This window comes from Streptomyces katrae, assembly GCF_002028425.1.
In the GTDB taxonomy this organism is placed as follows: Bacteria; Actinomycetota; Actinomycetes; order Streptomycetales; family Streptomycetaceae; genus Streptomyces; species Streptomyces katrae_A.
Window position 1 is genome coordinate 4,660,661 of sequence record NZ_CP020042.1, and the last position, 24,197, is coordinate 4,684,857.

At 73.2% G+C, this 24,197-nt stretch carries 23 protein-coding genes; 17 read left to right on the forward strand and 6 right to left on the reverse strand.

Going from position 1 to position 24,197, the window contains the following annotated elements; all coding sequences use genetic code 11:
- Positions 1-164 precede the first annotated feature (164 nt).
- The 8 genes from B4U46_RS21415 to B4U46_RS37485 all read left to right on the forward strand — a co-directional run bounded on the left by B4U46_RS21415 (position 165) and on the right by B4U46_RS37485 (position 8,248).
- The gene (locus tag B4U46_RS21415) at positions 165-968 is read left to right on the forward strand and encodes a hypothetical protein (protein ID WP_123995444.1); all 804 of its coding nucleotides are present in this window, start codon (positions 165-167) and stop codon (positions 966-968) included.
- A gap of 123 nt (positions 969-1,091) precedes the next feature.
- Positions 1,092-2,990 carry a glutamine--fructose-6-phosphate transaminase (isomerizing) gene (glmS, locus tag B4U46_RS21420; RefSeq protein WP_079429315.1) on the forward strand — a complete coding sequence of 633 codons (1,899 nt, stop codon included), beginning with the start codon at positions 1,092-1,094 and terminating at the stop codon, positions 2,988-2,990.
- 22 nt (positions 2,991-3,012) lie between these two features.
- Positions 3,013-3,381: a holo-ACP synthase gene (locus B4U46_RS21425; protein ID WP_079429316.1), complete on the forward strand. Its 369-nt coding sequence runs from the start codon at positions 3,013-3,015 to the stop codon at positions 3,379-3,381.
- A 28-nt stretch (positions 3,382-3,409) separates the two neighbouring features.
- Positions 3,410-4,825 carry an NAD(P)H-hydrate dehydratase gene (locus tag B4U46_RS21430; RefSeq protein ID WP_079429317.1) on the forward strand — a complete coding sequence of 472 codons (1,416 nt, stop codon included), beginning with the start codon at positions 3,410-3,412 and terminating at the stop codon, positions 4,823-4,825.
- A 215-nt stretch (positions 4,826-5,040) separates the two neighbouring features.
- Positions 5,041-6,177, forward strand: coding sequence for an alanine racemase (alr, locus tag B4U46_RS21435; RefSeq protein WP_187344174.1), 1,137 nt, complete (start codon positions 5,041-5,043; stop codon positions 6,175-6,177).
- A 91-nt stretch (positions 6,178-6,268) separates the two neighbouring features.
- Complete coding sequence (locus B4U46_RS21440; RefSeq protein ID WP_079431904.1) at positions 6,269-7,399, forward strand: alpha/beta fold hydrolase; 1,131 nt, start codon at positions 6,269-6,271, stop codon at positions 7,397-7,399.
- The gene (gene tsaE, locus B4U46_RS21445; protein ID WP_079429319.1) at positions 7,356-7,916 is read left to right on the forward strand and encodes a tRNA (adenosine(37)-N6)-threonylcarbamoyltransferase complex ATPase subunit type 1 TsaE; all 561 of its coding nucleotides are present in this window, start codon (positions 7,356-7,358) and stop codon (positions 7,914-7,916) included. The genes B4U46_RS21440 and tsaE overlap by 44 nt, the downstream gene beginning before the upstream one ends.
- 149 nt (positions 7,917-8,065) lie before the next feature.
- Complete coding sequence (locus tag B4U46_RS37485) at positions 8,066-8,248, forward strand: hypothetical protein (protein WP_159402109.1); 183 nt, start codon at positions 8,066-8,068, stop codon at positions 8,246-8,248.
- Between the two features lie 111 nt (positions 8,249-8,359).
- On the opposite strand, the gene B4U46_RS21450 is transcribed toward B4U46_RS37485, so the two are convergent.
- Positions 8,360-8,923, reverse strand: coding sequence for a hypothetical protein (locus B4U46_RS21450; protein WP_079429320.1), 564 nt, complete (start codon positions 8,921-8,923; stop codon positions 8,360-8,362).
- 171 nt (positions 8,924-9,094) lie between these two features.
- On the opposite strand from B4U46_RS21450, the gene tsaB reads away from it, so the two are divergent.
- From tsaB to B4U46_RS21475, 5 genes are read left to right on the forward strand one after another with little or no spacing between them, the layout of a single operon-like run.
- Positions 9,095-9,772, forward strand: coding sequence for a tRNA (adenosine(37)-N6)-threonylcarbamoyltransferase complex dimerization subunit type 1 TsaB (gene tsaB / locus B4U46_RS21455; protein ID WP_079429321.1), 678 nt, complete (start codon positions 9,095-9,097; stop codon positions 9,770-9,772).
- The gene (rimI, locus tag B4U46_RS21460; protein WP_079429322.1) at positions 9,769-10,314 is read left to right on the forward strand and encodes a ribosomal protein S18-alanine N-acetyltransferase; all 546 of its coding nucleotides are present in this window, start codon (positions 9,769-9,771) and stop codon (positions 10,312-10,314) included. The genes tsaB and rimI overlap by 4 nt, the downstream gene beginning before the upstream one ends.
- On the forward strand, positions 10,307-11,455 hold the full coding sequence (tsaD, locus tag B4U46_RS21465; protein WP_079429323.1) for a tRNA (adenosine(37)-N6)-threonylcarbamoyltransferase complex transferase subunit TsaD: 1,149 nt from the start codon (positions 10,307-10,309) through the stop codon (positions 11,453-11,455). The genes rimI and tsaD overlap by 8 nt, the downstream gene beginning before the upstream one ends.
- Positions 11,452-11,730, forward strand: a complete 279-nt coding sequence (locus B4U46_RS21470; protein WP_237293053.1) for a hypothetical protein — start codon at positions 11,452-11,454, stop codon at positions 11,728-11,730. The genes tsaD and B4U46_RS21470 overlap by 4 nt, the downstream gene beginning before the upstream one ends.
- A 57-nt stretch (positions 11,731-11,787) precedes the next feature.
- Positions 11,788-12,474 (forward strand): hypothetical protein, encoded by a 687-nt coding sequence (locus tag B4U46_RS21475; RefSeq protein WP_185117201.1) that lies wholly within the window; start codon positions 11,788-11,790, stop codon positions 12,472-12,474.
- A gap of 78 nt (positions 12,475-12,552) precedes the next feature.
- On the opposite strand, the gene B4U46_RS21480 is transcribed toward B4U46_RS21475, so the two are convergent.
- Positions 12,553-13,725: a THUMP-like domain-containing protein gene (locus tag B4U46_RS21480; protein ID WP_100863067.1), complete on the reverse strand. Its 1,173-nt coding sequence runs from the start codon at positions 13,723-13,725 to the stop codon at positions 12,553-12,555.
- Positions 13,726-13,814: 89 nt separating this feature from the next.
- Between B4U46_RS21480 and B4U46_RS21485 the strand changes: the two genes are divergently transcribed.
- Both B4U46_RS21485 and B4U46_RS21490 read left to right on the forward strand, forming a co-directional pair.
- Positions 13,815-14,768, forward strand: a complete 954-nt coding sequence (locus B4U46_RS21485) for a polysaccharide deacetylase family protein (RefSeq protein ID WP_079429326.1) — start codon at positions 13,815-13,817, stop codon at positions 14,766-14,768.
- Positions 14,765-15,655: a polysaccharide deacetylase family protein gene (locus B4U46_RS21490; protein ID WP_237293056.1), complete on the forward strand. Its 891-nt coding sequence runs from the start codon at positions 14,765-14,767 to the stop codon at positions 15,653-15,655. The genes B4U46_RS21485 and B4U46_RS21490 overlap by 4 nt, the downstream gene beginning before the upstream one ends.
- Before the next feature lie 744 nt (positions 15,656-16,399).
- On the opposite strand, the gene B4U46_RS21500 is transcribed toward B4U46_RS21490, so the two are convergent.
- From B4U46_RS21500 to B4U46_RS21520, 4 genes are all read right to left on the reverse strand, one after another.
- Positions 16,400-17,137, reverse strand: coding sequence for a VOC family protein (locus B4U46_RS21500; RefSeq protein WP_079429327.1), 738 nt, complete (start codon positions 17,135-17,137; stop codon positions 16,400-16,402).
- A gap of 961 nt (positions 17,138-18,098) precedes the next feature.
- Positions 18,099-19,502: an FtsW/RodA/SpoVE family cell cycle protein gene (locus B4U46_RS21510; RefSeq protein ID WP_079429328.1), complete on the reverse strand. Its 1,404-nt coding sequence runs from the start codon at positions 19,500-19,502 to the stop codon at positions 18,099-18,101.
- Between the two features lie 293 nt (positions 19,503-19,795).
- On the reverse strand, positions 19,796-21,169 hold the full coding sequence (locus tag B4U46_RS21515; RefSeq protein WP_079429329.1) for a HAMP domain-containing sensor histidine kinase: 1,374 nt from the start codon (positions 21,167-21,169) through the stop codon (positions 19,796-19,798).
- A gap of 12 nt (positions 21,170-21,181) precedes the next feature.
- Entirely contained in the window at positions 21,182-21,868 is a 687-nt protein-coding gene (locus tag B4U46_RS21520) for a response regulator transcription factor (protein ID WP_079429330.1), read from the reverse strand.
- Between the two features lie 279 nt (positions 21,869-22,147).
- Between B4U46_RS21520 and groES the strand changes: the two genes are divergently transcribed.
- Complete coding sequence (groES, locus tag B4U46_RS21525; RefSeq protein ID WP_030230757.1) at positions 22,148-22,456, forward strand: co-chaperone GroES; 309 nt, start codon at positions 22,148-22,150, stop codon at positions 22,454-22,456.
- 111 nt (positions 22,457-22,567) lie between these two features.
- Positions 22,568-24,196: a chaperonin GroEL gene (gene groL, locus B4U46_RS21530; RefSeq protein WP_079429331.1), complete on the forward strand. Its 1,629-nt coding sequence runs from the start codon at positions 22,568-22,570 to the stop codon at positions 24,194-24,196.
- Position 24,197: the final 1 nt, after the last annotated feature.

Consider the following 24,197-nt stretch of genomic DNA (forward strand, 5'->3'; position numbering starts at 1 on the left):
TTGTTCGTCACCGCGACGTTGACCGGCGTCCCGCGGTGATCTTGCTTCATGGGGGAGAGCTTTCACGTGGGTACCACGTCTGTCCATCGCGGCGTCCTGGCCGCGTCCGCCGTTTCCTTGTGCCTACTGGCCGCCGCGGACGCGAGCGGGGACGAGAGGCTCGGATGAGACCCGGACGCGTGCGGCGCGCGGCCGCGACAGCCGTCTCGGGGCTGGCGCTGGCCGCGCTGGCCACAGGATGCGGGGCGGGCCGGCCCGCCGTGATCGTGGTGGAGGCGGACGTCCAGGCCGCCGAGCTGCCGGTTTCCGACCAGGCCGCCGGGCCGGCCCGCAAGGGGCAGCACGTCGTTCCCCCGCAGCAGGGCAGGCTCCAGGCGGCCCCGGAGCGCCTGCTGGTCGCCCAGGGGGACCTCCTGGACCACAAGGTGACCCCGGAGGCGCACGACAGCGCCCCGGCGGCGAGCGTGGACCGGCCCGAGTGCCGGGAGCTGGCCCGTGCGGTCTCCGGCTTCCTGCCGGCGGGGCGGACCGGCTGGGCCCGGGCCTCGGTCGTCGCGGTGGCGTCGGCGCTGCCGGACGACGCGCCGGAGGGGCAGAAGCGGGCGGCCGCGCAGGACGCCGCCAGCTCGACGGTGACGGTCGTGACCGTCGGCTCGTACGCCGGGGACGCCGCCCACGGGCACTTCGCCGAGGTGCAGGCGGCCGGGCGGGCCTGTGAGGGCGGGTACGCGGCGACGGTGAACGGGGAGTCCTTCACCGTGACCCGGGTCGTCCCGCACGCCGCGTACGGCGGTGACGAGTCCCTGGCCTACACCGTCGAGGCGGAGCGCGACGGGGAGCCGTACCAGACCGAGCTGATGGTGGTCCGCAAGGGCGCCACCCTCGTGAACTTCCACGCCAGCCGGCTCTCCGGCGAGGCGCAGTTGGCGGCTCCCGCGATCGAGGCACAGGTCAGGAAGCTGGGCTGACGTCCCGCCAGGGCGGGGGGTCGCCCGGGCGGGTCAACCCCGCGCCGGCGGATTCGCCGGGGCGGGGTTTTCGTCCTGTTCGGGTACCCGACAGCGGACCGACTCAGGCGTACCCTGCGCCCTATGTGCGGAATTGTGGGATACGTGGGAGCGCAGTCGGCGCTCGATGTGGTCATCGCCGGACTGAAGCGGCTGGAGTACCGCGGCTACGACTCGGCCGGGGTCGCCGTCCTCGCCGACGGCAAGCTCGTCAGCGCCAAGAAGGCCGGAAAACTCGTCAACCTGGAGAAGGAGCTGGTCGCGCAGCCGCTGCCCGCGGGCTCCACGGGCCTCGGGCACACCCGGTGGGCGACCCACGGCGGGCCCACCGACGTCAACGCCCATCCCCATCTGGACAACTCCGGCCGGGTGGCGGTCGTCCACAACGGGATCATCGAGAACTTCGCCGCTCTCCGCGCCGAACTGGCCGAGCGCGGGCACCGGCTGGAGTCCGAGACGGACACCGAGGTCGTCGCGCACCTGCTGGCCGAGCACTTCGAGGCGGCCCGGGAGGCCGGGCGGGCGGGGGGACCGGCAGGGCCGGGAGGGTTGGGGGGATCGGGGCTCGCGGAGGCGATGCGGCAGGTGTGCCGGCGGCTCGAAGGGGCGTTCACCCTGGTCGCGGTGCACGCCGACGAGCCGGACGTGGTGGTCGGGGCGCGCCGGAACTCCCCGCTGGTGGTGGGCGTTGGGGAAGGTGAGAACTTCCTCGCCTCGGACGTGGCCGCGTTCATCGCCCACACCCGGTCCGCGATCGAGCTGGGGCAGAACCAGGTCGTCGAGCTCCGCCGCGACGGGGTCTCGGTGACCGGCTTCGACGGTTCGCCCGCGTCGGTTCGGGCCTACCACGTGGACTGGGACGCCTCGGCGGCCGAGAAGGGGGGTTATGACTACTTCATGCTCAAGGAGATCGCCGAGCAGCCGAAGGCTGTCGCCGACACCCTCCTGGGCAGGATCGACGCGAGCGGCCTGCTGACCCTGGACGAGGTGCGCATCCCCGCCTCGGTGCTCCGCGAGGTCGACAAGGTCGTGATCGTGGCGTGCGGTACGGCGTACCACGCGGGCATGATCGCGAAGCTGGCCATCGAGCACTGGACCCGCATCCCGTGCGAGACCGAGCTGGCCAGCGAGTTCCGCTACCGCGACCCCATCCTGGACCAGCGGACGCTGGTGATCGCGATCTCGCAGTCCGGCGAGACCATGGACACCCTGATGGCGTTGCGCCACGCCCGTGAACAGGGTGCCCGGGTGCTGGCCGTCTGCAATACGAACGGGTCGACCATCCCGCGCGAGTCGGACGCCGTGCTGTACACGCACGCCGGGCCGGAGGTGGCCGTCGCCTCGACCAAGGCGTTCCTGACGCAGCTGGTGGCCTGCTACCTCGTCGCCCTGTACCTCGGCCAGGTGCGCGGGACGAAGTGGGGCGACGAGATCGAGGCGGTGATCCGGGAACTGTCGGACATCGCCGCGGCGGTGGACCGCGTCCTGGAGACGATGGAGCCGGTCCGGGCCCTGGCGCGCTCGCTCGCCGACAAGGACACCGTGCTGTTCCTCGGCCGGCACGTCGGATACCCGGTGGCGCTGGAGGGCGCGCTCAAGCTCAAGGAGCTGGCGTACATGCACGCCGAGGGCTTCGCGGCGGGCGAGCTCAAGCACGGGCCGATCGCGCTGATCGAGGAGGACCTGCCGGTCGTGGTCGTCGTCCCGTCGCCGCGCGGCCGCTCCGTCCTGCACGACAAGATCGTCTCGAACATCCAGGAGATCCGGGCGCGCGGGGCGCGGACCATCGTCATCGCCGAGGAGGGCGACGACGCGGTCGTGCCGTACGCCGACCACCTGATCCGGATTCCGGCCACCCCGACGCTGCTGCAGCCGCTGGTGGCGACGGTCCCGCTCCAGGTGTTCGCGTGCGAGCTGGCGACCGCGCGCGGCAACGAGGTGGACCAGCCGCGTAACCTCGCGAAGTCGGTGACCGTGGAGTGAGCGAGTAGTTGGGGTTTTTGCCGTGATTGTCGGTGTGGGGATTGACGTGGCCGAGATCGCCCGGTTCGGCGCGGCGCTGGAGCGGACGCCGCAGATGGCGGAGCGGCTCTTCCTCCACTCCGAGTTGACGCTCCCGAGCGGCGAGCGGCGCGGAGTCGCCTCGCTCGCCGCCCGGTTCGCGGCCAAGGAGGCCCTGGCCAAGGCGCTGGGCGCGCCCGGGGGCCTGTTGTGGACCGACGCCGAGGTGTACGTCGAGGACACGGGGCAGCCGCGGCTGCGGGTGTCCGGCACCGTCGAGGCCCGGGCGCGGGCGCTCGGGGTGAAGTCCTGGCACATCTCGCTGAGCCATGACGCCGGGATCGCGTCGGCGGTGGTGATCGCGGAGGGCTGAGGCCCGGCGTGTGCGGCAGGCTGGTGGTATGCGTACTGCTTACAGCGTGGAGACCGTGCGGGCCGCCGAGCGCGAGTTGATGGCCCGTCTGCCGGAGGGCGCCCTGATGGCGCGGGCCGCGGCCGGGCTGGCCGCCGTGTGCGCGGAGCTGCTGGCCGGGGGCCGGGGCCGGGTCTACGGGGCCCGGGTGGTGCTGCTGGTCGGGCCCGGGGACAACGGCGGCGACGCCCTGTACGCGGGCGCCCGGCTGGCCCGGCGCGGGGCGGGGGTGACGGCGGTGGCGATGGACCCCGATCGGATGCACCCGGGCGGGCTGGCCGCGCTGAGGGCCGCCGGGGGACGGGTCGGGGCCGCGGTGCCGGAGCGGGCCGACCTGGTCGTGGACGGGCTGCTCGGGATCGGCGGCCGGGGCGGGCTGCGGCCGGCCGCGGCGGAGCTGGTGGAGCGGATCCCGGCCGGGGTGCCCGTGGTCGCGGTGGACCTGCCGAGCGGGGTGGACGCCGATACCGGGGAGGTGTCCGGGCCGGCGGTGAGGGCCGATGTGACGGTGACCTTCGGGGCGTACAAGCCGGGGCTGCTGACCGACCCGGGGGCCTCGCGGGTGGGGGCGGTGCGGCTGGTGGACATCGGGCTGGAGTTCCCGGACTCCGCCGTCGCGATGGAGGCGCTGCAACACGCCGACGTGGCCCGGCTGCTGCCGGTGCCGACGGCGTCGAGCGACAAGTACCGGCGCGGGGTCGTCGGGGTCGTCGCCGGATCGGAGCAGTACCCGGGCGCGGCGGTGCTCGCCGTGGCGGGGGCGCTGCGGGGCGGCGCGGGCGCGGTGCGGTACGTGGGTCCGGCGGCGGAGGCCGTGCTGGCGCGGTTCCCCGAGGTGCTGGTCGGGCCGGGACGGGTGCAGGCCTGGGTGGTCGGGCCGGGGCTGGGCTCGGGGCGTGCGGAGGAGGTCGGGCGGGCCCTGGCGGACGCGGACGTGCCGGTGCTGGTCGACGCGGACGGGCTGCGCGGGCTGGACCCCGCGGCGGTGCGGGCGCGCCGGGCCGCGACCCTGCTGACCCCGCACGCGGGGGAGGCGGCGGCGCTGCTGGGGGTGGCCCGGGAGGCGGTGGAGGCGGGCCGGCTGGGCGCCGTACGGGAGTTGGCGGGGCGGTACGGGGCGGCGGTCCTGCTGAAGGGGTCCACGACGCTGGTCGCCCCCGCTGGGGGCGGGGCCGTGCGGGTGAACCCGACGGGCACGCCGTGGCTGGCCACCGCCGGGAGCGGCGACGTGCTGTCCGGGCTGGCGGGGGCGCTGCTCGCCGGGGGGCTCGGCGGGGTGGACGCGGGGGCCGTGGCGGCGTACCTGCACGGCCTCGCGGGGCGGTTCGCGGCGGGTGGGGCCCCGGTGGTGGCGCAGGAGGTGGCCACCGCGCTACCGCAGGCGTGGCGAAGCGTAACGGCGTAACCCGCCCGGCCGATCCCGCCCCACGTCCGCTGTGAGGGGGTTGCTCCCCGCCCCGCCCTTCCTCCGTTCCCCGAGGCTCCGCCTCGGACTCCCGCGCCTCGAACTCCTCCGGCTGTCGGCGGGAGGTACCCCTAGGCGGGGCTCATCTGGGGGTGGCGAATGGGGCGAATCGTGCTGGATCACCGGGTCGTGCGGGTTCTGAGAGACTGTGGGCGATGAACGAGACACCGATGCGCGTGTACGCCGAGATCGATCTTGATGCCGTACGGGCCAACGTGCGTGCCCTGCGGGCGCGGGCGCCCCGGGCCGAGCTGATGGCCGTCGTCAAGGCGAACGCCTATGGGCACGGGGCCCTCCCGTGTGCCCGGGCGGCCCAGGAGGCCGGGGCCACCTGGCTCGGCACCGCCACCCCCGAGGAGGCGCTGGAGCTGCGCGCCGCCGGGATCCAGGGGCGGATCATGTGCTGGCTGTGGACCCCCGGCGGGCCCTGGCAGGAGGCCGTCGAGGCCGACATCGACGTGTCCGTCAGCGGGATGTGGGCCCTGGAGGAGGTCCGCGCGGCCGCCCGCGCGGCCGGCCGCACCGCCCGTATCCAGCTCAAGGCCGACACCGGCCTCGGCCGCAACGGCTGCCAGCCCGCCGACTGGGCCGAGCTCGTCGGCGCGGCCGTCGCCGCGCAGGCCGAGGGAACCGTCCGGGTCACCGGCGTCTGGTCGCACTTCGCCTGCGCCGACGAGCCCGGCCACCCCTCCATCCGGCTCCAGCTCGACGCCTTCCGCGACATGCTGGCCTACGCCGAGAAGGAGGGCGTCGACCCCGAGGTCCGGCACATCGCCAACTCGCCCGCGACCCTCACCCTCCCCGAGGCCCACTTCGACCTCGTCCGCCCCGGCCTGGCCGTCTACGGCGTCTCGCCCTCCCCCGAGCTCGGCACACCGGCCGAACTCGGCCTGCGGCCCGCCATGACCCTCAAGGCCTCGCTCGCCCTGGTCAAGACCGTCCCCGCCGGGCACGGCGTGAGCTATGGCCACCACTACGTCACCGGCTCCGAGACGCACCTCGCGCTCGTCCCCGCCGGCTACGGCGACGGCCTTCCGCGGGGCGCCTCCGGCCGCGGGCCCGTGCTCGTCGCCGGGAAGATCCGGCAGGCCGCCGGGCGGATCGCCATGGACCAGTTCGTCGTGGACCTCGGCGAGGACCGCGCCGAGGCGGGCGACCAGGTCGTCATCCTCGGCGACGCCGAGCGCGGCGAGCCGACCGCCGAGGACTGGGCTCAAGCGGCGCATACGATCGCGTATGAGATCGTCACCCGTATCGGAGGTCGGGTGCCCCGGGTCTACCTCGGCGGCTGAGGCTGAGTGAGGACGGCGACGTCGTGAGCGGGAACGGGTCGTGAGCGAGAACTGGCGCAAGGCCGGCTGGGCCGGCGCCGCCATCGGTGTCATGGCGGCGGGCGCCGCGGCCGGTGTCGCCGTCGAACGGATCACCGTGGGCCGGGGCATCCGCCGCAAGGCGCGCCTCGCGCTGGACGCCGCCGGGGACTACGGCTCCCTGCGCGGGACCGAGGGCACCTGCCGCGCCGAGGACGGCACCGAGCTCTACTACGAGGTCGACGAGGCGGAGGAGGGGCCCCGGAGCGCCGGCAGGCGCCGGCCGCGCCGCAAGGGCGCCGCCCCGGCCACCGTCGTGTTCTGCCACGGCTACTGCCTCAGCCAGGACTCCTGGCACTTCCAGCGCGCTGCCCTGCGCGGGACCGTCCGCTCCGTCTACTGGGACCAGCGCAGCCACGGCCGCAGCGCCCGCGGCCTCGCCCAGGCCGACGGCGAGCCCGTCACCATCGACCAGCTCGGCCGCGACCTCAAGGCCGTCATCGACGCCGCCGCGCCCGAGGGCCCGCTCGTCCTCGTCGGCCACTCCATGGGCGGCATGACCGTCATGGCCCTCGCCGAGCAGTTCCCCGAGCTGGTGCGCGAGCGCGTGCTCGGGGTGGCCCTGGTCGGGACCTCCAGCGGGCGGCTCGGGGAGGTCACGTACGGGCTGCCGGCCATCGGGCAGGGCGCGGTGCGCCGCCTGCTGCCGGGCGTGCTCAGGGCCCTCGGCTCCCAGGTGGAGCTCGTGGAGAAGGGCCGCCGGGCCACCGCCGACCTCTTCGCCGGGATGATCAAGCTCTACTCGTTCGGCTCCCGCGACGTCGACCCCGGCGTCGCGCGCTTCGCCGAGCGGCTGATCGAGGCCACCCCCATCGACGTGGTCGCCGAGTTCTTCCCGGCCTTCCAGACTCACGACAAGAGCGCCGCCCTCCAGCGGTTCGCCGACGTCCCCGTCACCGTGGTCGCCGGGGACCGGGACATGATCATCCCGGCCGGGCACAGCGTGGCGATCAAGGAGGAGCTTCCGGCCGCCGACCTGGTGGTCCTGGAGGAGACCGGCCACCTGATGATGCTCGAACGCCCCGAGATCGTGACGGGGCTGCTCACCGGCCTGCTGGAGCGCGCCGGAGCCGTCCGCGCACCGACTAACGTTGGGGCGCATGGAAGACGTACAGCGGGAAGCGCCGCGCAGCCCGGCCGCTGAGGCCCTGGCCGAGGCCGCCGCCGAAACCCTGATCACCGTCGACTCGCCCGCCTCCATGCAGGAGCTGGGCCGCAGGATCGCCGGCCTGCTGCGCCCCGGCGACCTGGTCCTGCTGACCGGTGAGCTCGGCGCGGGCAAGACCACCCTGACCCGGGGGCTGGGGGAGGGGCTGGGCGTGCGCGGGGCCGTGACCTCGCCGACCTTCGTGATCGCCCGGGTGCACCCGTCCCTGGGCGACGGGCCGCCGCTGGTGCACGTGGACGCGTACCGGCTGGGCGGCGGGCTGGACGAGATGGAGGACCTGGACCTCGACGTCTCGCTGCCCGAGTCCGTGGTCGTCGTGGAGTGGGGCGACGGCAAGGTGGAGGAGCTTTCCGACGACCGGCTGCACGTGGTCATCGGACGGGCGGTGGGCCACGAGGAGGTCCTGGACGACGTGCGCGAGGTAGCGCTGCGCGGCGTCGGTGCGCGCTGGGCCGAGGCCGGGCCGGAGCTGGCGCGGCTCTCGCCGGCGTAGCCGTTCCGGCCGTTCCGGCCGTTCCGCCGACGAGGTACCGACAACTCGTCGGGAAAACGTTGCGCTGGTGCGGGCTCGCGTGATGACATGGTACCGAGCGCTGGTTAGGTCTACCTAAGTGCGGCGCCCCGGGGTCTCAGGAGGCAGCCATGTCGGCAGCAGGAGCAGAGCGAGCGCCCGTCGTGTCCATGCGGGCCCTGCTCGCGGCGGGCGTGGCCGCCAGCGCCGTGTCCACACCGCCCGCGCGCTCGGAAGCGAGCCCCCCGGACCCCGCGCCCGAGGGCGCGGCGGACACGGAACAGGCCGCCTCCGTGGAACCGGAAGCGGCCTGACGCCTGCGACGGCCCGTACGCGGTACCCACGTACGGGTGAAAAATGTGCTCGGAAAGGAGCGCTGGGGAAACCCCCGGCGAGCCGGACGGCCCCCGACGGCCCCCGACGGCCTACTGGACGACGACGACCTTCGAGTTGTACAGCGCGAAGGCCCACATGGCGTCGCCGTCCGCACGCGACATCCGGATGCCGCCCGTCTTCTTCGCCGGGTCCGGCTGCGGCAGGGCGCCGTCCACCCGGGCGCTGAAGCCGATCCCGATGCCCTCGGTGCTGCTGGCGAAGCGGACGACGTGCTCGATCGGCACCCCGTCCGAGCCGGTGACCGTGCCCGCCCGGGAGTTGACCAGGTAGCTGCCGGGCGCCGGGTGCACCGTGCTCGGCACCACCGTGAAGGTCTTCGGGTCCTTGCCGTCCTCCGTGACCAGCCACACCCGCTTCTGCGACACCGAGTACACCACCCGCTGCCCGGTGCCCGACTCGGCCGGCAGCTTCGCCGGCTTCGCCGCGTCCTGCTGCTGCGCCGGAGCCTGGTTCTGGGGGTTCGCCGGGGCCTGCGCGGCGGGCTTCACGGGGTGCGCGGGAGCGGTCGCGTGGGCCTGGTAGCCGAGGAACCCGATCGCCGCGATCGCCGTGACGGTGAGCCCGGCCACGATTCCCGAGCTGCTGCTTGCCACCTTGCTCCTACCTCTCCGCGCCCGCGCGTACCGGTTGCTGCCCTGTCGCCGTGCCGCCGCCGCCCCACAGCCGCTGCGGCGCCGCGCCGTACTCCCGGTCGAAAGGTAGCAGCCGGGGCCCGCCGCGACCGGCCGCAAGGCCCAGCCGCCGGGGAGTCGTAGGCTGTTCGCGTGCTCTTGCTCGCCGTAGATACCGCCACGCCCGCCGTCACCGTCGCCCTGCACGACGGGGAGTCCGTCCTGGCCGAGTCCCACCAGGTCGACGCCCGCCGCCACGGGGAGCTCCTGCTGCCCTCCGTGGACCGGGTCCTCGCCGAGGCCGGGGTGAAGCTCGAAGCCCTCACCGGCATCGTCGTCGGCGTCGGCCCCGGCCCCTACACCGGGCTGCGCGTCGGCCTGGTCACCGCCTCCACCTTCGCCTCCGTCCTCGGCATCCCCGTGCACGGCCTGTGCACCCTCGACGGGCTCGCCTACGCCGCGGGCGCCGCCGGGATCGAGGGCCCCTTCACCGTCGCCACCGACGCGCGGCGCAAGGAGGTCTACTGGGCGCGCTACGAGGACCCCCGCACCCGGGTCGGCGAGCCCGCCGTGGACCGCCCGGCCGACATCGCCGAGCAGGTCGCCGGCCTCCCGGCGGTCGGCCGGGGCGCCCGGCTCTACCCGGAGGTCTTCACCGACGCGCGCGACCCCGAGCACCAGTCGGCCGCGGCCCTCGCCGCCCTCGCCGCCGAACGCCTCGCGGCCGGCGCGGCGTTCGAGAACGCCGACGGCGTCCCGCCGGCCCCGCTCTACCTGCGCCGCCCCGACGCCCAGGTGCCGAAGAACTACAAGGTGGTCACCCCGCAGTGACGGCCCCGACCGCAGTGCTCCGCGAGATGCGCTGGTGGGACATCGCACCGGTGCTGGAACTGGAGCACGAGCTCTTCCCCGAGGACGCCTGGTCCGCCGGGATGTTCTGGTCCGAACTCGCCCACGCCCGCGGCCCGCGCGCCAGCCGCCGCTACGTCGTCGCCGAGGACCCGGACAGCGGCCGCCTGGTCGGCTACGCCGGACTGGCGGCCTCCGGCGACCTGGGCGACGTACAGACCATCGCGGCGGCCAAGGACCAGTGGGGCACCGGACTCGGCGCCCGGCTGCTCACCGAGCTGCTGCGCGCCGCGACCGCCTTCGAGTGCGCGGAGGTGCTGCTGGAGGTACGGGTCGACAACACCCGCGCCCAGCGGCTCTACGAGCGCTTCGGCTTCGAGCCGATCGGCTTCCGGCGCGGCTACTACCAGCCGGGGAACGTCGACGCGCTGGTGATGCGCCTGACCGACCCGGCCCGCACGGCTGCCGCCACTTCGACCACAGAGAATCCCGAACACCCTGAGAGCAGTGAGACCCATGGCTGACGAACCGCTCGTCCTCGGCATCGAGACCTCCTGCGACGAGACCGGCGTCGGCATCGTCCGCGGCACCACCCTGCTCGCCGACGCGGTCGCCTCCAGCGTCGACGAGCACGCCCGCTTCGGCGGCGTCGTGCCCGAGGTCGCCTCCCGGGCCCACCTCGAGGCGATGGTCCCGACCATCGAGCGCGCCCTGAAGGAAGCCGGCGTCACCGCCCGCGACCTCGACGGCATCGCCGTCACCGCCGGTCCCGGCCTCGCGGGCGCCCTGCTGGTCGGCGTCTCCGCGGCGAAGGCGTACGCGTACGCGCTCGGCAAGCCGCTGTACGGGGTCAACCACCTCGCCTCCCACATCTGCGTCGACCAGCTCGAACACGGTCCGCTGCCCGAGCCGACCATGGCCCTGCTGGTCTCCGGGGGCCACTCCTCGCTGCTGCTGGCCCCGGACATCACCAGCGACGTGCGCCCGCTGGGCGCGACCATCGACGACGCGGCGGGCGAGGCCTTCGACAAGATCGCCCGCGTGCTCCAGCTGGGCTTCCCCGGCGGGCCGGTCATCGACCGGCTGGCCAAGGAGGGCGACCCCGCGGCCATCAACTTCCCGCGCGGGCTCACCGGTTCGCGCGACCCGGCGTACGACTTCTCCTTCTCCGGCCTCAAGACGGCGGTGGCCCGCTGGATCGAGGCGAAGCGGAACGCGGGCGAGGAGGTGCCGGTGCGTGATGTGGCGGCCTCCTTCCAGGAGGCGGTGGTGGACGTGCTGACGCGCAAGGCGATCCGCGCGTGCAAGGACGAGGGCGTGGACCACCTGATGATCGGCGGTGGCGTGGCGGCCAACTCCCGGCTGCGCTCGCTGGCGCAGGAGCGGTGCGACGCCGCGGGGATCACCCTGCGCGTACCGCGGCCCAAGCTGTGCACCGACAACGGCGCCATGGTCGCCGCGCTGGGTGCGGAGATGGTCAAGCGGAACCGTCCGGCCTCGGACTGGGACCTGTCCGCGGACTCCTCCCTCCCGGTGACGGACCCCCACGTCCCGGGCACGTCCCACGAGCACGGCCACGACCACGACAACGGCCACGGTCATGGCCACGGTGGGCACTCCCACGACCACGTGCACGAGCTCAGCAAGGACAACCTCTACTCGTGAACACCGTCGCGCTGATGTGGGAGGCCCGGGCCGTCGAGGGCCGGGGCAACGAGCTGCTGGAGTGGGCCCGCGCCCAGGTCCTGGCCCGGGAGCCGCTGCGCCGCGAGGTGCTGCGCGCGCAGCAGGACCGGGTGCTCGTGATCACCTGGTGGGAGGCGCCCGAGGGCGGAGCGGCGGCGGAGCTCCCGGAGCTGCCGGAGCCCGCGGCGGACCTGATCACCCGGGCCGTGCACCGCTGGCGGTTCGAATCCGTCGAGGTCACGGAGGGCGGCTGAGCGCGGGTCGAGGAGCGCTGCGGTGAAGCTCCAAGGGGCGTCGCTAGGGTCATGCGCATGCCTAGCCGCCGTGACCTGCCGCCCCCGCCGCCGCCCGCGCACCTGCGCGAGTGGCTGGACGAGCGCGTCGTACGGGCCGACCGCGCGCGCTTCCTCGCGGACCTGAGCCGCCGCAGCCTGGGCCTGGGGCGGCTGGCGCTGCTGTGGGTGCTGGCGGCGGTCTTCGCGGTGGGCTGGACCTTCGTGAGCATGGCCGTGATGACCTTCGAGTCCGGCGCCGGGCCGGAGCGCCTCTTCGGCGCCGTGTTCGCCGTGATGGGGCTGGCGGTGCTGGTGCCGGCCGGCTACTGCTTCGTACGGGGCGCCCGGCAGGAGCGCCGGGTGCACCAGCTGCTGTGCGCCTGGGCCGTCGCGGACCGCGGCCCCGGCGCGGACACGGGGCTGCGCGCACCGGTCCGGAGCGCGGTGTGGCTGCTGGCCTCCCTGTCCCTGGGCGCCCTCGGCCTCTGGACGGCCTTCACCGCCGCGGCGGGCGCCCGGCCGGGGGCGGACACGGTCGGGGAGGTCGCGTACTCCATGGGCCTCGGGCTGATCCTGTGGATCACCGCCCTCCTGGGCCTGGCCAAGGCCGCCACCCACTACAGCTGGTCCCTCCGCGCCCGCACGGCCGCCCACCCGAAGCGCGCCCAGCGCGCCCAGGCCGCCCCTGCCCGCCCGGCGAAGTCCAGCCTCGCCGGCGCGTGAGGCGCGGTACCCGCCCACCGGCCCGGCGGTAGCCGGGGGAGGCCGGGGCGCGGGGTCGGGGGCCGGGCCCGCGAACCGCTAGGCCACCGGCGAGCCGATCAGCATCGCCGGCGCCCCGCCCACCCGCGTCAGGAACACCGTCGCCGCGTTCGGCCCCGACGGCTTCACCTTCCGCCGCAGTTCCTCCGGCTCGATCGCCGACCCCCGCTTCTTCACCGTCAGCACCCCCACCTCCCGCTCCCGCAGCAGCGCCTTCAGCTTCTTCAGCCCGAACGGCAGCACGTCCGTGATCTCGTAAGCCGTCGCGTAGGGCGTGGCCCGCAGCTCGTCGGACGTGATGTACGCGATCGTCGGGTCGATCAGCCGCCCGTCCAGCCGCTCCGCCACCTCCGCCACCAGGTGCGCCCGGATCACCGCCCCGTCCGGCTCGTACAGCCAGCGCCCCACCGGGCCCGCCGCGGGATCCGGCAGCGGGTCGGCGGTGCGCAGCCCGACCGGCCCCGGCAGCAGGGTGGCCCGTACCGTCCCGGGGGCGGTGCCGAACCACAGCACGGCCTCCTTCACATCCCCGTGGTCCGAGATCCACTCCGCCTCGGCCTCCGCCGGCACCGCCTCGTGCGGGATCCCCGGCGCGATCTTGATGGCCGCGTACGTGGCCGCCCGCGCCGCCTCCACCGCCCACGACAGCGGCGGCGAGTACGACTCCGGGTCGAAGATCCGCCCGCGCCCGCCGCGCCGCGCCGGGTCGATGAAGACGGCGTCGTACGAGGAGACGTCGACCGTCGTCACGTCCGCCTCCCGGACCTCGATCAGGTCCGCCAGCCCCAGCGCCTCCGCGTTGGCCCGCGCGACCGCCACCGTCAGCGGGTCGAGGTCCACCGCCAGCACCCGGATCCCGCGCCGCGCCAGCGCCAGCGCGTCCCCGCCGATCCCGCAGCACAGGTCCGCGACGCTCCGTACGCCCAGCCCGGCCAGCCGCTCGGCCCGGTACGAGGCCACGGACGCGCGGGTGGCCATCTCCCCGCCGCCGGGGGTGAAGAACATCCGGAACGCGTCCTCGGCCCCGAACTTCGCCACCGCCCGCTGCCTCAGCCGGGCCTGGCCCAGCGCGGCCGACACCAGCCCGGCGGGGTGCTCGCGGCGCAGCCGGGTGGCCACGGCCAGCTCCTGGGCGGGGTCGTAGTCGCGGAGCGAGTCGAGGAGGGCGCGCCCCTCGGGGGTGAGGAGCGCGGCGAAGTCTTCGGGAGTCACGGCTCCATTGTCGGCCAGTCGGTGGAAGGGGGGACCGCGGTCGTGGTGTCGACCGGGGAGCCGCGCCGGGCGGTGCAAGGATCCGCGCTATGCAGCTTGTACGACAAAAGGGAAATCCCTCGCAGTTTGGTCACCGGTCCGCGGCACGCCCGCGCGGCCGGTACGGGGTGGCCGCGGCAGCGCTGCTGGTCGCCGCCCTGGGCACGGGGTGCGGCGCCGCCGACCCGGGGACGCCCGTCAAGGGCAAGCCGGGCCACGCCGCCGCCGAGACCGGCCCGGGCGCGGCAGGTGCCCTCGCCAACTCCGCCGAGCAGCAGAAGGCCGCCCAGCAGGCGCGCGCCGCCATGGCCAAGAAGTGGGGCCTCGCCAAGACCCCGCTCGCGGCCCCGCCCGGACCCAGGACGAAGCCGGAGATCACCGCGCGGGAGGGCTTCGAGGTCGAGGGGCAGGACGAGCTGCCCCCGGTCTTCACCACCGTCCCGACCGAGGACAAGGTCGTCTTCCTGACGGTCGACGACGGGGCCGAGAAGGACCCCGAGTTCATCCGGATGATGCAGGAGCTGAAGATCCCGTACACGGCGTTCCTCAGCGACTACCTCGTGCGGGACAACTACCCGTACTTCAAGCAGATGCAGGACGCGGGCGTCACCCTGGACAACCACACCCTCAACCACCGTTACCTGCCCGGCCTCAACTACGAGCAGCAGCGCGAGGAGATCTGCGGGCAGCAGGACACCATCCAGAAGCAGTTCGGCAAGCGGCCCCAGCTGTTCCGGCCGCCGTACGGGAACTACAACCAGGACACGCTGCGGGCGGCGAAGTCCTGTGGCATCAAGGCGGTCCCCCTGTGGAACGCGGAGGCCTTCCCGAACCGGATGGACTACCGTGAATGGGACAGGGACCTGCACCCCGGGGACATCATCCTCACGCACTTCCGGGGCCGCGAGGACTGGAAGGGCACGATGCCTGACATGATCCGTCATGTCATGAAGACCGTCACGGACAAGGGGTACGCCGTGGCCCGCCTGGAGGATTACCTGTGAAGTACGCGCGCCGGCTGGTAGCCGGGACGCTGACGGCCGGCGCGCTCGCGCTGTCCCTGTCGGGATGCGGGAACAGCGTGGATCCCATCGAGAGACTGGGCCGCAAGGCCGGGCAGACGCCGGGGGCCCCGTCGGCCTCCCCGTCCGCCCCGGCCTCCGCGGCCGCCTCCGCCCAGGCGGGCACCCCGGGGGACGAGGCGTACCGCAAGTGGGGGCTGACCGCCCCGCTGCAGTACGCCCCGAAGCCCGCGCAGAAGCCCCAACTCCCGAAGCCGGCGGGCCCGGGCAAGCCGGTGGTCGTGGACCGAATACCCGTGGCTCCGAACGACAAGGTCGTCTTCCTGACCTTCGACGACGGCGCGGAGAAGGACCCCGAGTTCCTGAAGATGGCGGCCGACCTCAAGCTGCCGATCGGCATGTTCCTGACGGACAACGTGGCGTCGTCGGACTACGGCTACTTCGAGAAGCTCCGCGACAACGGCTCCGGCAGCACGATAAACAACCACACGCTGACGCACCCCAACATGCGCACGCTGGCGTTCGCGGCGCAGAAGAAGGAGATATGCGGCCAGCAGGAGCGCTTGGAGAAGCGCTTCGGCAAGCGTCCGGTCCTGTTCCGCCCGCCCTTCGGCAACTACAACGACGACACCCTGAAGGCCGCCTCGGAGTGCGGTATCAACACGGTCGTGCTGTGGCGGGCGTCGATGCAGATAAACGACTTCCAGTACGCCGAGGGCTCGGCCCTCAAACCCGGCGACATCATCCTGGCCCACTTCCGCGGCCCGTCGGAACTCAAGGGCGCGACGGAAATCCACATGGCGACGAAGATGCTCCAGCACATACAGGAGCAGGGGTACAAGATCGGCCGCCTGGAGGACTACCTGTAGGGGGGTGGGCGTCGCGGCTGGGGGGCTGGGGCGGGCTCCCGCTGGGCGGGGACTGGGCGGCGGAGCGGGGGTGGGGGTGGTCGGGGTCCCGGCGGGGCGGTCTCAGGGAGGGGTTGGGGGTTTCCCGTCAGTCTCATCGTCCTTCCGCGTCGGGCCGCCCTGTCAAGGGCGCTCCTTCGTCGCGTCGCTTCGCGATCGCCTACGGCGACCCTTGACAGGCCGTCCCGCCACGAAATGCCGAAGACTGCCGGGAAACCCCCAAAGGAACGGGACGGACGTTTATGGGACATCCGGCGGAATCAGCGACCAGGCGGGATGGTCGGGGGCCGCCTCGCCGGGCATCCGGGCCGACGAGCCAATGAATCGGGGCCGCGATTCGCGCCAGATCGCTACGCGCTCCTCTCGTCTCAGCGTCCGACGCCCGCCTGGGGCCGCTGCCCGCAGGGAAGGACGACGGATCCGGCATCCGGGGCCGGTGGGCGCGACAAATCGCTACGCGCTCCTCGAATTCCGGCGTCCGCGACCCGTCTGGGGCTGATACCCGCACCCAAGGGCCACGGGATCGGCATCGGGGCCCGGCAGGCGCCCCAGATCGCTACGCGCTCCTCGGATTCCGGCGTCTGGCGGCCGTCTTGGGCTGCTACCTGCACCAAATGCCGACCGGATGGACATCCGGGGCCGGTGGACGCCCCAGATCGCTACGCGCTCCTCTCGGCTCGGCGTCCGACGGTTCTCTTGGGCTGGTCAGCGCGGGGAGAGGAGGCAGAACTCGTTGCCTTCCGGGTCGGCGAGGATCGTCCAGGAGATGGCGGACTGGTCGATGCCGGGGTCGGTGGCTCCCAGGGCGCGCAGCCGGGCCGCCTCTGCGGCCAGGTCGTCACCGGAGTAGGGGGCGACGTCGAGGTGGACGCGGTTCCACACGCTCTTGGTGTCCGGGGTGCGGATGAATTCCAGGTAGGGGCCGACCCCTTGGGCGGATCGCATGGTCGCCTGGTCGTCGGTGACCTGGTGCACCGTCCAGTCCATCGCTTTGCCCCAGAACCGTGCCATCTCGCGCGGGTCGGTGGAGTCGACCACCACGGCGGCGATCGGCCCGGTGTCGCGGTAGATCTCCCGGGGTTCCAGGACGCAGAACTCGTTGCCCTCCGGATCGGCCATGACCGTCCAGGGGACGTCGCCCTGGCCCACGTCGGCCAGGGTGGCGCCGAGGTCCTTCAGCCGAGCGACCAACTCCGCCTGATGGGCGGCCGAGGTGGTGGCCAGATCAAGGTGCACCCGGTTCTTGACCGTCTTGGGCTCCGGCCGGGCGATGATGTCGACGCACACGGCCACGGGGTCGGGGTAGGCGAACCCCACGGGTTCGAGGTTGGTCACGCCGGGCCCCTCGCTGTCGATACCCCAGCCGAGCGCCTCCGCCCAGAACCGGCCGAGTGTGGTGTCGTCCTGGGCCTTCATGTTGATCTGCACAAGTCGCGTTGCCATGCAGCAGATCCTAGAAGTCGATCTACGGCGCCCACCGGCCCCGGATGCCTATCCGGTCGGCATTTGGTGCAGGTAGCAGCCCAAGACGGCCGCCGGACGCCGGATTTCGAGGAGCGCGTAGCGATCTGGGGCGCCTGCCGGCTGTGGATGCCGATCCCGTCGCCCTTGAGTGCGGGTATCAGCCCCAGACGGCCGCCGGACGCCGAAATCAGAGGAGCGCGTAGCGATCTGTCGCGCCCACCGGCCCCGGATGCCCACTCCGTCGTCCTCAGCTGCGGCCAGCGGCCCCAGACAGCCGTCGGACGCCGAGCCGAGAGGAGCGCGTAGCGATCTGCCGCGCCCCTCGCTTCCGGATGTTCCTCTGGTTGGCATTTGGTGCGGGTATCAGCCCAAGACGGGGCGCGGACGCCGGAATTCGAGGAGCGCGTAGCGATTTGTCGCGCCCACCGGCCCCGGATGCCGGATCCGTCGTCCTTCCCTGCGGGCAGCGGCCCCAGGCGGGCGTCGGACGCTGAGACGGGAGGAGCGCGTAGCGATCTGTCGCGAATCGCGGCCCCGATTGCTGCCGATAGCGGCCCGGATGCTTGGCGAGGCGGCCCCCGACGACCCCGGCTGGTCGCTGATGCCGCCGGATGTCCAATGAACGTCCGTCCCGTTCCTTTGGGGGTTTCCCGGCAGTCTTCGTTTTTCCGTGGCGGGACGGCCTGTCAAGGGTCGCCGTAGGCGATCGCGAAGCGACGCGACGAAGGAGCGCCCTTGACAGGGTGGCCCGACGCGGAAGGACGATGAGACTGACGGGAAAGCCCCAACCCATCCCTGAGACCGCCCGGCTCAGGTCCCGCCCTCCCCCCCGCACCGGTCCGCTATCCGGTTCCGCCCCGCGCGGACCCCGCCGTGAGGTGGGTGGGCAGCCACCGACCCGCCCCCTACCCCTCGAGGGGGAAAAAGCCGGCCCCCGCCCCTACCCCACCACCCCCGCCACCACCGGGGTGATGGTCGTTTCCGCCGGGCCTCGGGCGTCCGCCTCCCTCTGGCGTTCCGCGCTGTCGCTGATGCGGAGGAGGAGGGCGATCATGATCCAGTTGGCCAGCAGTGACGAGCCGCCCTTCGCCAGGAAGGGCAGGGCCTTGCCGGTCAGGGGGATCAGGCCCGTGACGCCGCCCGCGACCACGAAGACCTGGAGCGCCAGCGCCGACGCCAGGCCGATCGCCAGCAGCTTGCCGAACGGGTCACGCGCGGCCAGGGCCATCCGCAGGCCCCGCTGGACGAGCAGGGCGTACAGCAGCAGGACGGCCATGACCCCCGCCAGGCCGAGCTCCTCGCCCACCGTCGTCAGGATGAAGTCGCTGCGCCCCGCGAACTTGATCAGCTCGGGGTGGCCCATTCCCAGGCCGGTGCCCGAGACGCCGCCCGTGCCGAAGCTGAACAGGGCCTGCGCCGACTGGTCGGAGGTGACCCCGGGCGGGCGGTTCTCCCAGTAGTACGACAGCGGGTTGAGCCAGGCCGCCACGCGTGCCTTCACGTGCGGCTCGGTCGAGCCGACCACGAAGGCGCCGCCCGCCGCCAGGACCAGGCCGCACACGATCCAGCTGGTGCGCTCGGTGGCGACGTACAGCATCACCACGAAGACGCCGAAGAAGATCAGCGAGGTCCCCAGGTCGCGTTCGAAGACCAGCACGAGCAGCGAGATGATCCACACCGTGATGATCGGTCCGAGCTGGCGCATCGGCGGCAGCCGCATGCCCAGGAACTTCCGGCCCGCCAGTGCCAGCGAGTCGCGGTGGATGACCAGGTACCCCGCGAAGAAGATCGCGATCATGATCTTCACGAACTCGCCCGGCTGGAGCGAGAACCCGAACAGGATGATCCAGCGCTTCGCGCCGTACGTGTCCGCGCCGAAGAACGCCGGCGCGATCAGCAGCACCAGCGCCACGGCCATCGTGATGTAGATGAACCGCTGGAGCAGCCGGTGGTCCCGCAGCAGCGCCACCACCAGCAGGCAGGCGGCGACCCCGACCACCGTCCACATCAGCTGGCCGGGAGCGTTCGCGTCCGACCCGTAGCGCTCGATGTACCCCTGGTCGAGCCGGTGGATCAGGACGAGGCCCAGCCCGGTCAGCAGCATCGCGAGCGGGAAGATCAGCGGGTCCGCGTACGCCGCGAACCGGCGGATGCCCAGGTGTCCCACCAGCGAGAGCAGCGACATGCTGATCACGAAGCTGGTGAGGTGCTGCGGCAGCTCGCCGTTCATGGCCAGGCCCGCGCTCACGTGCCCGAAGACGGCGATGCCGACGACGAACACCAGCAGGAGTGCTTCGGTCCGGCGGCGGGCACCCGCCACCGTCAGCGGCCTCAGTCCACGCACGGAACGCCGCCACCGTCGATGGTGTCCTGCCGCGCCTGCGGAGGGGGCGGAGGAGCGGCCGACGGGGACGACGCCGATGAGGGCGAGGAGGGGGAAGGAGACGCGGCGCCCGGTGCACTCGGGGTCGCAGTGGCGGTCTGGGGACCGATCTGCTCGGCAATGAGGCGCTTTATCTTCATATCATCTATGACGTTGATGTCCTCCCCATGGTTCCTTGCGAAGCCCGAAGCCCTCGATGGGGAGTGTCGAAAATTGCACTTTTCCGCCAGGAACGCCTGCCTGAGAGCGGGGGCTCAGCGCCTCCCCGACGGGATCCGCAGCTCCAGCAGCGCGCCCCCGCCCGGCGCGCCCAGGGCGCGGACGCCGCCCCCGTGGGCCCGGGCGATCTCGCGGGCGATCGGCAGGCCCAGGCCGGTGCCACCGCTGGCCCGGCCCCGGTCCGCGTCGAGCCGTACGAAGCGCTCGAAGACCCGGGCCCGGTCCGCCTCCGGGATCCCCGGACCGTCGTCGGCGACCTCCAGCACCGCCCACCCGTCCCGCGCGGCGGCCCGCACCACGACCTGGCCCCGCGCGTACCTCAGGGCGTTGTCCACCAGGTTGCCCAGCGCCCGCTCCAGCCGCGCCGCGTCCCCGTACGCCGGGACCGGCGCCGGTGCCTCCACCCGCAGCGGCACCCGGGGCGCGGGGCGGCGTGCCGCGTCCTCCGCCGCCAGCAGCGCCAGGTCCACCGGCTCGGGCCGCGGCGCGGGTCCGCCGTCGAGGCGGGCCAGGAGCAGCAGGTCGGCGGCGATCCGCTGGAGCCGGTCGGTGTCGGCCAGCGCGGCCTCCACCGACGCCCGGTCGGGCCGCTCCATGGCCAGGGCCACCTCCAGCCGGGAGCGGACGGCGGCCAGCGGGTTGCGCAGTTCGTGCGAGGCGTCGGCGGTGAACTGCCGCTGCCGGGCGTCGGAGCGCTCCAGCCGGTCGAGGGTGTCGTTGACGGTCCGTGCCAGCTGGGCGATCTCGTCGGCGCCGCCCGGGTCGGGGACACGGCGGTCCAGCTCGCTCGCGGTGACCGCGGCCAGCCCGGAGCGGATCGCGGTGACGGGGCGCAGCGCGTGCCCGGTGGCCCACCAGGCCAGCGCCGCGGCGAAGGCGATCATCGGCGGCGCCCCGGCGAGCAGTGCGACCGCGACGGCGCGGGTGGCGTCGTCCACGTCCCCGAGCACGGTCAGCGCGTACACGGTGTGCGGGGCGGCGGGGTCGTGCGCCCCGGGCGGGCCGGGGGCCTCGACCGCGACGACCACGCGCCGCTGCCCGCCGGGGTGCGCGGGGGGCAGGACGGCCGACCGGGAGTCCTGCCCGGGGCCGGGGCGGAGCCCGTCGAGTCGGGGGATGTCCCGGGGTTCCCCGCCGGCGGCGGTGCTCGCGACGGTCCGGCCCTGTGCGTCGCGTACGAGGACCAGGTCGACCCCGCCCTCCGGCGCGGGCAGCCGGCCGCCGGGCGGGAGGGTGCGGGTGTCGGCCTGGGCGGCGGTCTTCCGTGCGGCGAGCTCGGTGCGGCCGGTGGTGTTGTCGAGGAGGTTGCCGCGCATGAGGGTGTAGAGCCACAGTCCGCCGGTGGCGAGCACGGCGGCCATCGCGACCGCGGCGGCGAGCGCGGTCCGGGCGCGGAGGCTGCTGACCAAGGTCGACCGCCCTCAGCCGCCGTCGGGGGCCATGCGGTAGCCCGTGCCGTGGACGGTGAGGATGGAGCGGCGGCCGAAGGGGGCGTCGATCTTCTTGCGCAGGGAGGAGACGTAGACCTCGACGATGTTCGGGTCGATGCCGTGGGGGGAGTCCCACACCTCGTCGAGGATGTCCTGCTTGGCGACGGCCCTGCCGGGGCGTTCCATCAGGCAGGCGAGCACGCCGAGCTCGCGGGCGGTGAGCTCGATGTCCTGCGCGCCGCGGCGGCAGCGGCGGTCGTGCGGGTCGAGGACCAGGTCCCCGGCGCGGAGCACGGCGGGCGCGGGCCCGGGGCCGGCGGCGCGGCGGGCGAGGGCGCGCAGGCGGGCGCCGAGCACGACGAAGGAGAAGGGCTTGGTGAGGTAGTCGTCGGCCCCGGCGTCGAGACCGTCGGCCTCGTCGTACTCGCCGTCCTTGGCGGTGAGCATCAGGACGGGGGTGGGGTCGCCGTGGGCGCGCATCCGGGTGCAGATCTCGGCGCCGCCGGGGCCGGGCAGCATGAGATCCAGCAGCACGACGTCGTAGGGGCCGCCGGTGAGGGCCAGCTCCAGCCCGCGGTGCCCGTCGTGGGCGACCTCGACGCGGTGGCCCTCGGCGGACAGGCCCTGCCGCAGGGACTCGGCCAGGTTCTCTTCGTCTTCCACGACCAGGATGCGCACGGGGCAAGCCTCACACAGGGCGCGATGGCGGGCCTGCGCCCCGGCCCCCGTGCCGAATGAGCCAAACGGGTCGTCCAGCGGCCGGATCCGGTGGGAGTGGCGGCCTGTGTTGGCACTCCGCTTGACCGAGTGCTAATCGCCGGAATAGTGTCACACCTGGCACTCGCCACCGGTGAGTGCCAACACAGCGACAGGCAGGTCCGGCACCCGCGACGACGGATCGACCTGGTCGCCACCTCAGACAGTTAACCCCGGATCTCCGAAGGGGGAGGTCGGATCGTGACGACCGCCAGCTCCAAGGTTGCCATCAAGCCGCTTGAGGACCGCATCGTGGTCCAGCCGCTCGACGCCGAGCAGACCACGGCCTCCGGCCTGGTCATCCCGGACACCGCGAAGGAGAAGCCCCAGGAGGGCGTCGTCCTCGCGGTCGGCCCGGGCCGCTTCGAGGACGGCCAGCGTCTTCCGCTGGACGTCTCCGTCGGCGACATCGTGCTGTACAGCAAGTACGGCGGCACCGAAGTGAAGTACAGCGGCGAGGAGTACCTCGTCCTCTCGGCCCGCGACGTGCTCGCGATCGTCGAGAAGTAATCACTTCTCACGCATTGCTTTGAACTGCGCCCCTGGTCACCCCGCTGATTGCCGGGCGGCGAGGGGCGCGGTTCGTTAAACCCGAGTTTTCGAGAGGGCTGAACCGCTCCCATGGCGAAGATCCTGAAGTTCGACGAGGACGCCCGTCGCGCCCTCGAGCGCGGCGTCAACAAGCTTGCCGACACGGTGAAGGTGACGATCGGTCCCAAGGGCCGCAACGTCGTCATCGACAAGAAGTTCGGCGCCCCCACCATCACCAACGACGGTGTCACCATCGCCCGCGAGGTCGAGCTGGACGACCCGTACGAGAACCTCGGCGCCCAGCTCGTGAAGGAGGTGGCGACCAAGACCAACGACATCGCGGGTGACGGCACCACCACCGCCACCGTGCTCGCCCAGGCGCTCGTCCGCGAGGGTCTGCGCAACGTCGCCGCCGGCGCCTCCCCGGCCGCCCTGAAGAAGGGCATCGACGCCGCGGTCAAGGCCGTGTCCGAGGAGCTCCTCGCGACCGCCCGCCCGATCGAGGACAAGTCGGATATCGCCGCCGTGGCCGCGCTCTCCGCGCAGGACTCGCAGGTCGGCGAGCTCATCGCCGAGGCGATGGACAAGGTCGGCAAGGACGGTGTCATCACCGTCGAGGAGTCCAACGCCTTCGGCCTGGAGCTGGAGTTCACCGAGGGCATGGCCTTCGACAAGGGCTACCTCTCCCCGTACATGGTCACCGACCAGGAGCGTATGGAGGCCGTCCTCGACGACCCGTACATCCTGATCAACCAGGGCAAGATCTCCTCCATCCAGGACCTCCTGCCGCTGCTGGAGAAGGTCATCCAGGCGGGTGGCTCCAAGCCGCTGCTGATCATCGCCGAGGACGTCGAGGGCGAGGCCCTTTCCACCCTCGTCGTGAACAAGATCCGCGGCACCTTCAACGCGGTCGCCGTCAAGGCCCCGGGCTTCGGCGACCGTCGCAAGGCGATGCTCCAGGACATGGCCACCCTCACCGGTGCCACCGTCATCGCCGAGGAGGTCGGCCTCAAGCTCGACCAGGCCGGTCTGGACGTCCTCGGTTCCGCGCGCCGCGTGACCATCTCCAAGGACGACACGACCATCGTCGACGGTGGCGGCAACGCCGCCGACGTCGCGGGCCGCGTCAACCAGATCAAGGCCGAGATCGAGTCGACGGACTCCGACTGGGACCGCGAGAAGCTGCAGGAGCGCCTGGCGAAGCTCGCCGGCGGCGTCTGCGTCATCAAGGTCGGCGCCGCCACCGAGGTGGAGCTCAAGGAGAAGAAGCACCGTCTCGAGGACGCCATCTCCGCGACCCGCGCCGCGGTCGAGGAGGGCATCGTCTCCGGCGGTGGCTCCGCGCTCGTCCACGCCGTCAAGGTCCTCGAGGGCAACCTCGGCCTGACCGGCGACGAGGGCACGGGTGTGGCGGTCGTCCGCCGCGCCGCCGTCGAGCCGCTGCGCTGGATCGCCGAGAACGCCGGCCTCGAGGGCTACGTCATCACCTCGAAGGTGGCGGAGCTGGAGAAGGGCAACGGCTTCAACGCCGCCACCGGCGAGTACGGCGACCTGGTCAAGGCCGGCGTCATCGACCCGGTCAAGGTCACCCGCTCCGCGCTGGAGAACGCCGCTTCCATCGCCTCCCTGCTGCTCACGACCGAGACCCTGGTCGTCGAGAAGCCGGCGGAGGAAGAGGGCGACGCCGGTCACGGCCACGGTCACGGTCACAGCCACTGAG

Bases quoted from the DNA above. Each gene is read 5' to 3' on its own strand.
- tsaE (WP_079429319.1), top strand. From the start codon at position 7,356: ATGGAAGACGTACAGCGGGAAGCGCCGCGCAGCCCGGCCGCTGAGGCC.
- B4U46_RS21415 (WP_123995444.1), top strand. From the start codon at position 165: ATGAGACCCGGACGCGTGCGGCGCGCGGCCGCGACAGCCGTCTCGGGG.
- glmS (WP_079429315.1), top strand. From the start codon at position 1,092: ATGTGCGGAATTGTGGGATACGTGGGAGCGCAGTCGGCGCTCGATGTG.
- B4U46_RS21440 (WP_079431904.1), top strand. From the start codon at position 6,269: ATGGCGGCGGGCGCCGCGGCCGGTGTCGCCGTCGAACGGATCACCGTG.
- B4U46_RS37485 (WP_159402109.1), top strand. From the start codon at position 8,066: ATGTCGGCAGCAGGAGCAGAGCGAGCGCCCGTCGTGTCCATGCGGGCC.
- B4U46_RS21485 (WP_079429326.1), top strand. From the start codon at position 13,815: ATGCAGCTTGTACGACAAAAGGGAAATCCCTCGCAGTTTGGTCACCGG.
- B4U46_RS21475 (WP_185117201.1), top strand. From the start codon at position 11,788: ATGCCTAGCCGCCGTGACCTGCCGCCCCCGCCGCCGCCCGCGCACCTG.
- B4U46_RS21500 (WP_079429327.1), bottom strand. From the start codon at position 17,137: ATGGCAACGCGACTTGTGCAGATCAACATGAAGGCCCAGGACGACACC.
- B4U46_RS21430 (WP_079429317.1), top strand. From the start codon at position 3,410: ATGCGTACTGCTTACAGCGTGGAGACCGTGCGGGCCGCCGAGCGCGAG.
- tsaD (WP_079429323.1), top strand. From the start codon at position 10,307: ATGGCTGACGAACCGCTCGTCCTCGGCATCGAGACCTCCTGCGACGAG.
- groL (WP_079429331.1), top strand. From the start codon at position 22,568: ATGGCGAAGATCCTGAAGTTCGACGAGGACGCCCGTCGCGCCCTCGAG.
- alr (WP_187344174.1), top strand. From the start codon at position 5,041: ATGAACGAGACACCGATGCGCGTGTACGCCGAGATCGATCTTGATGCC.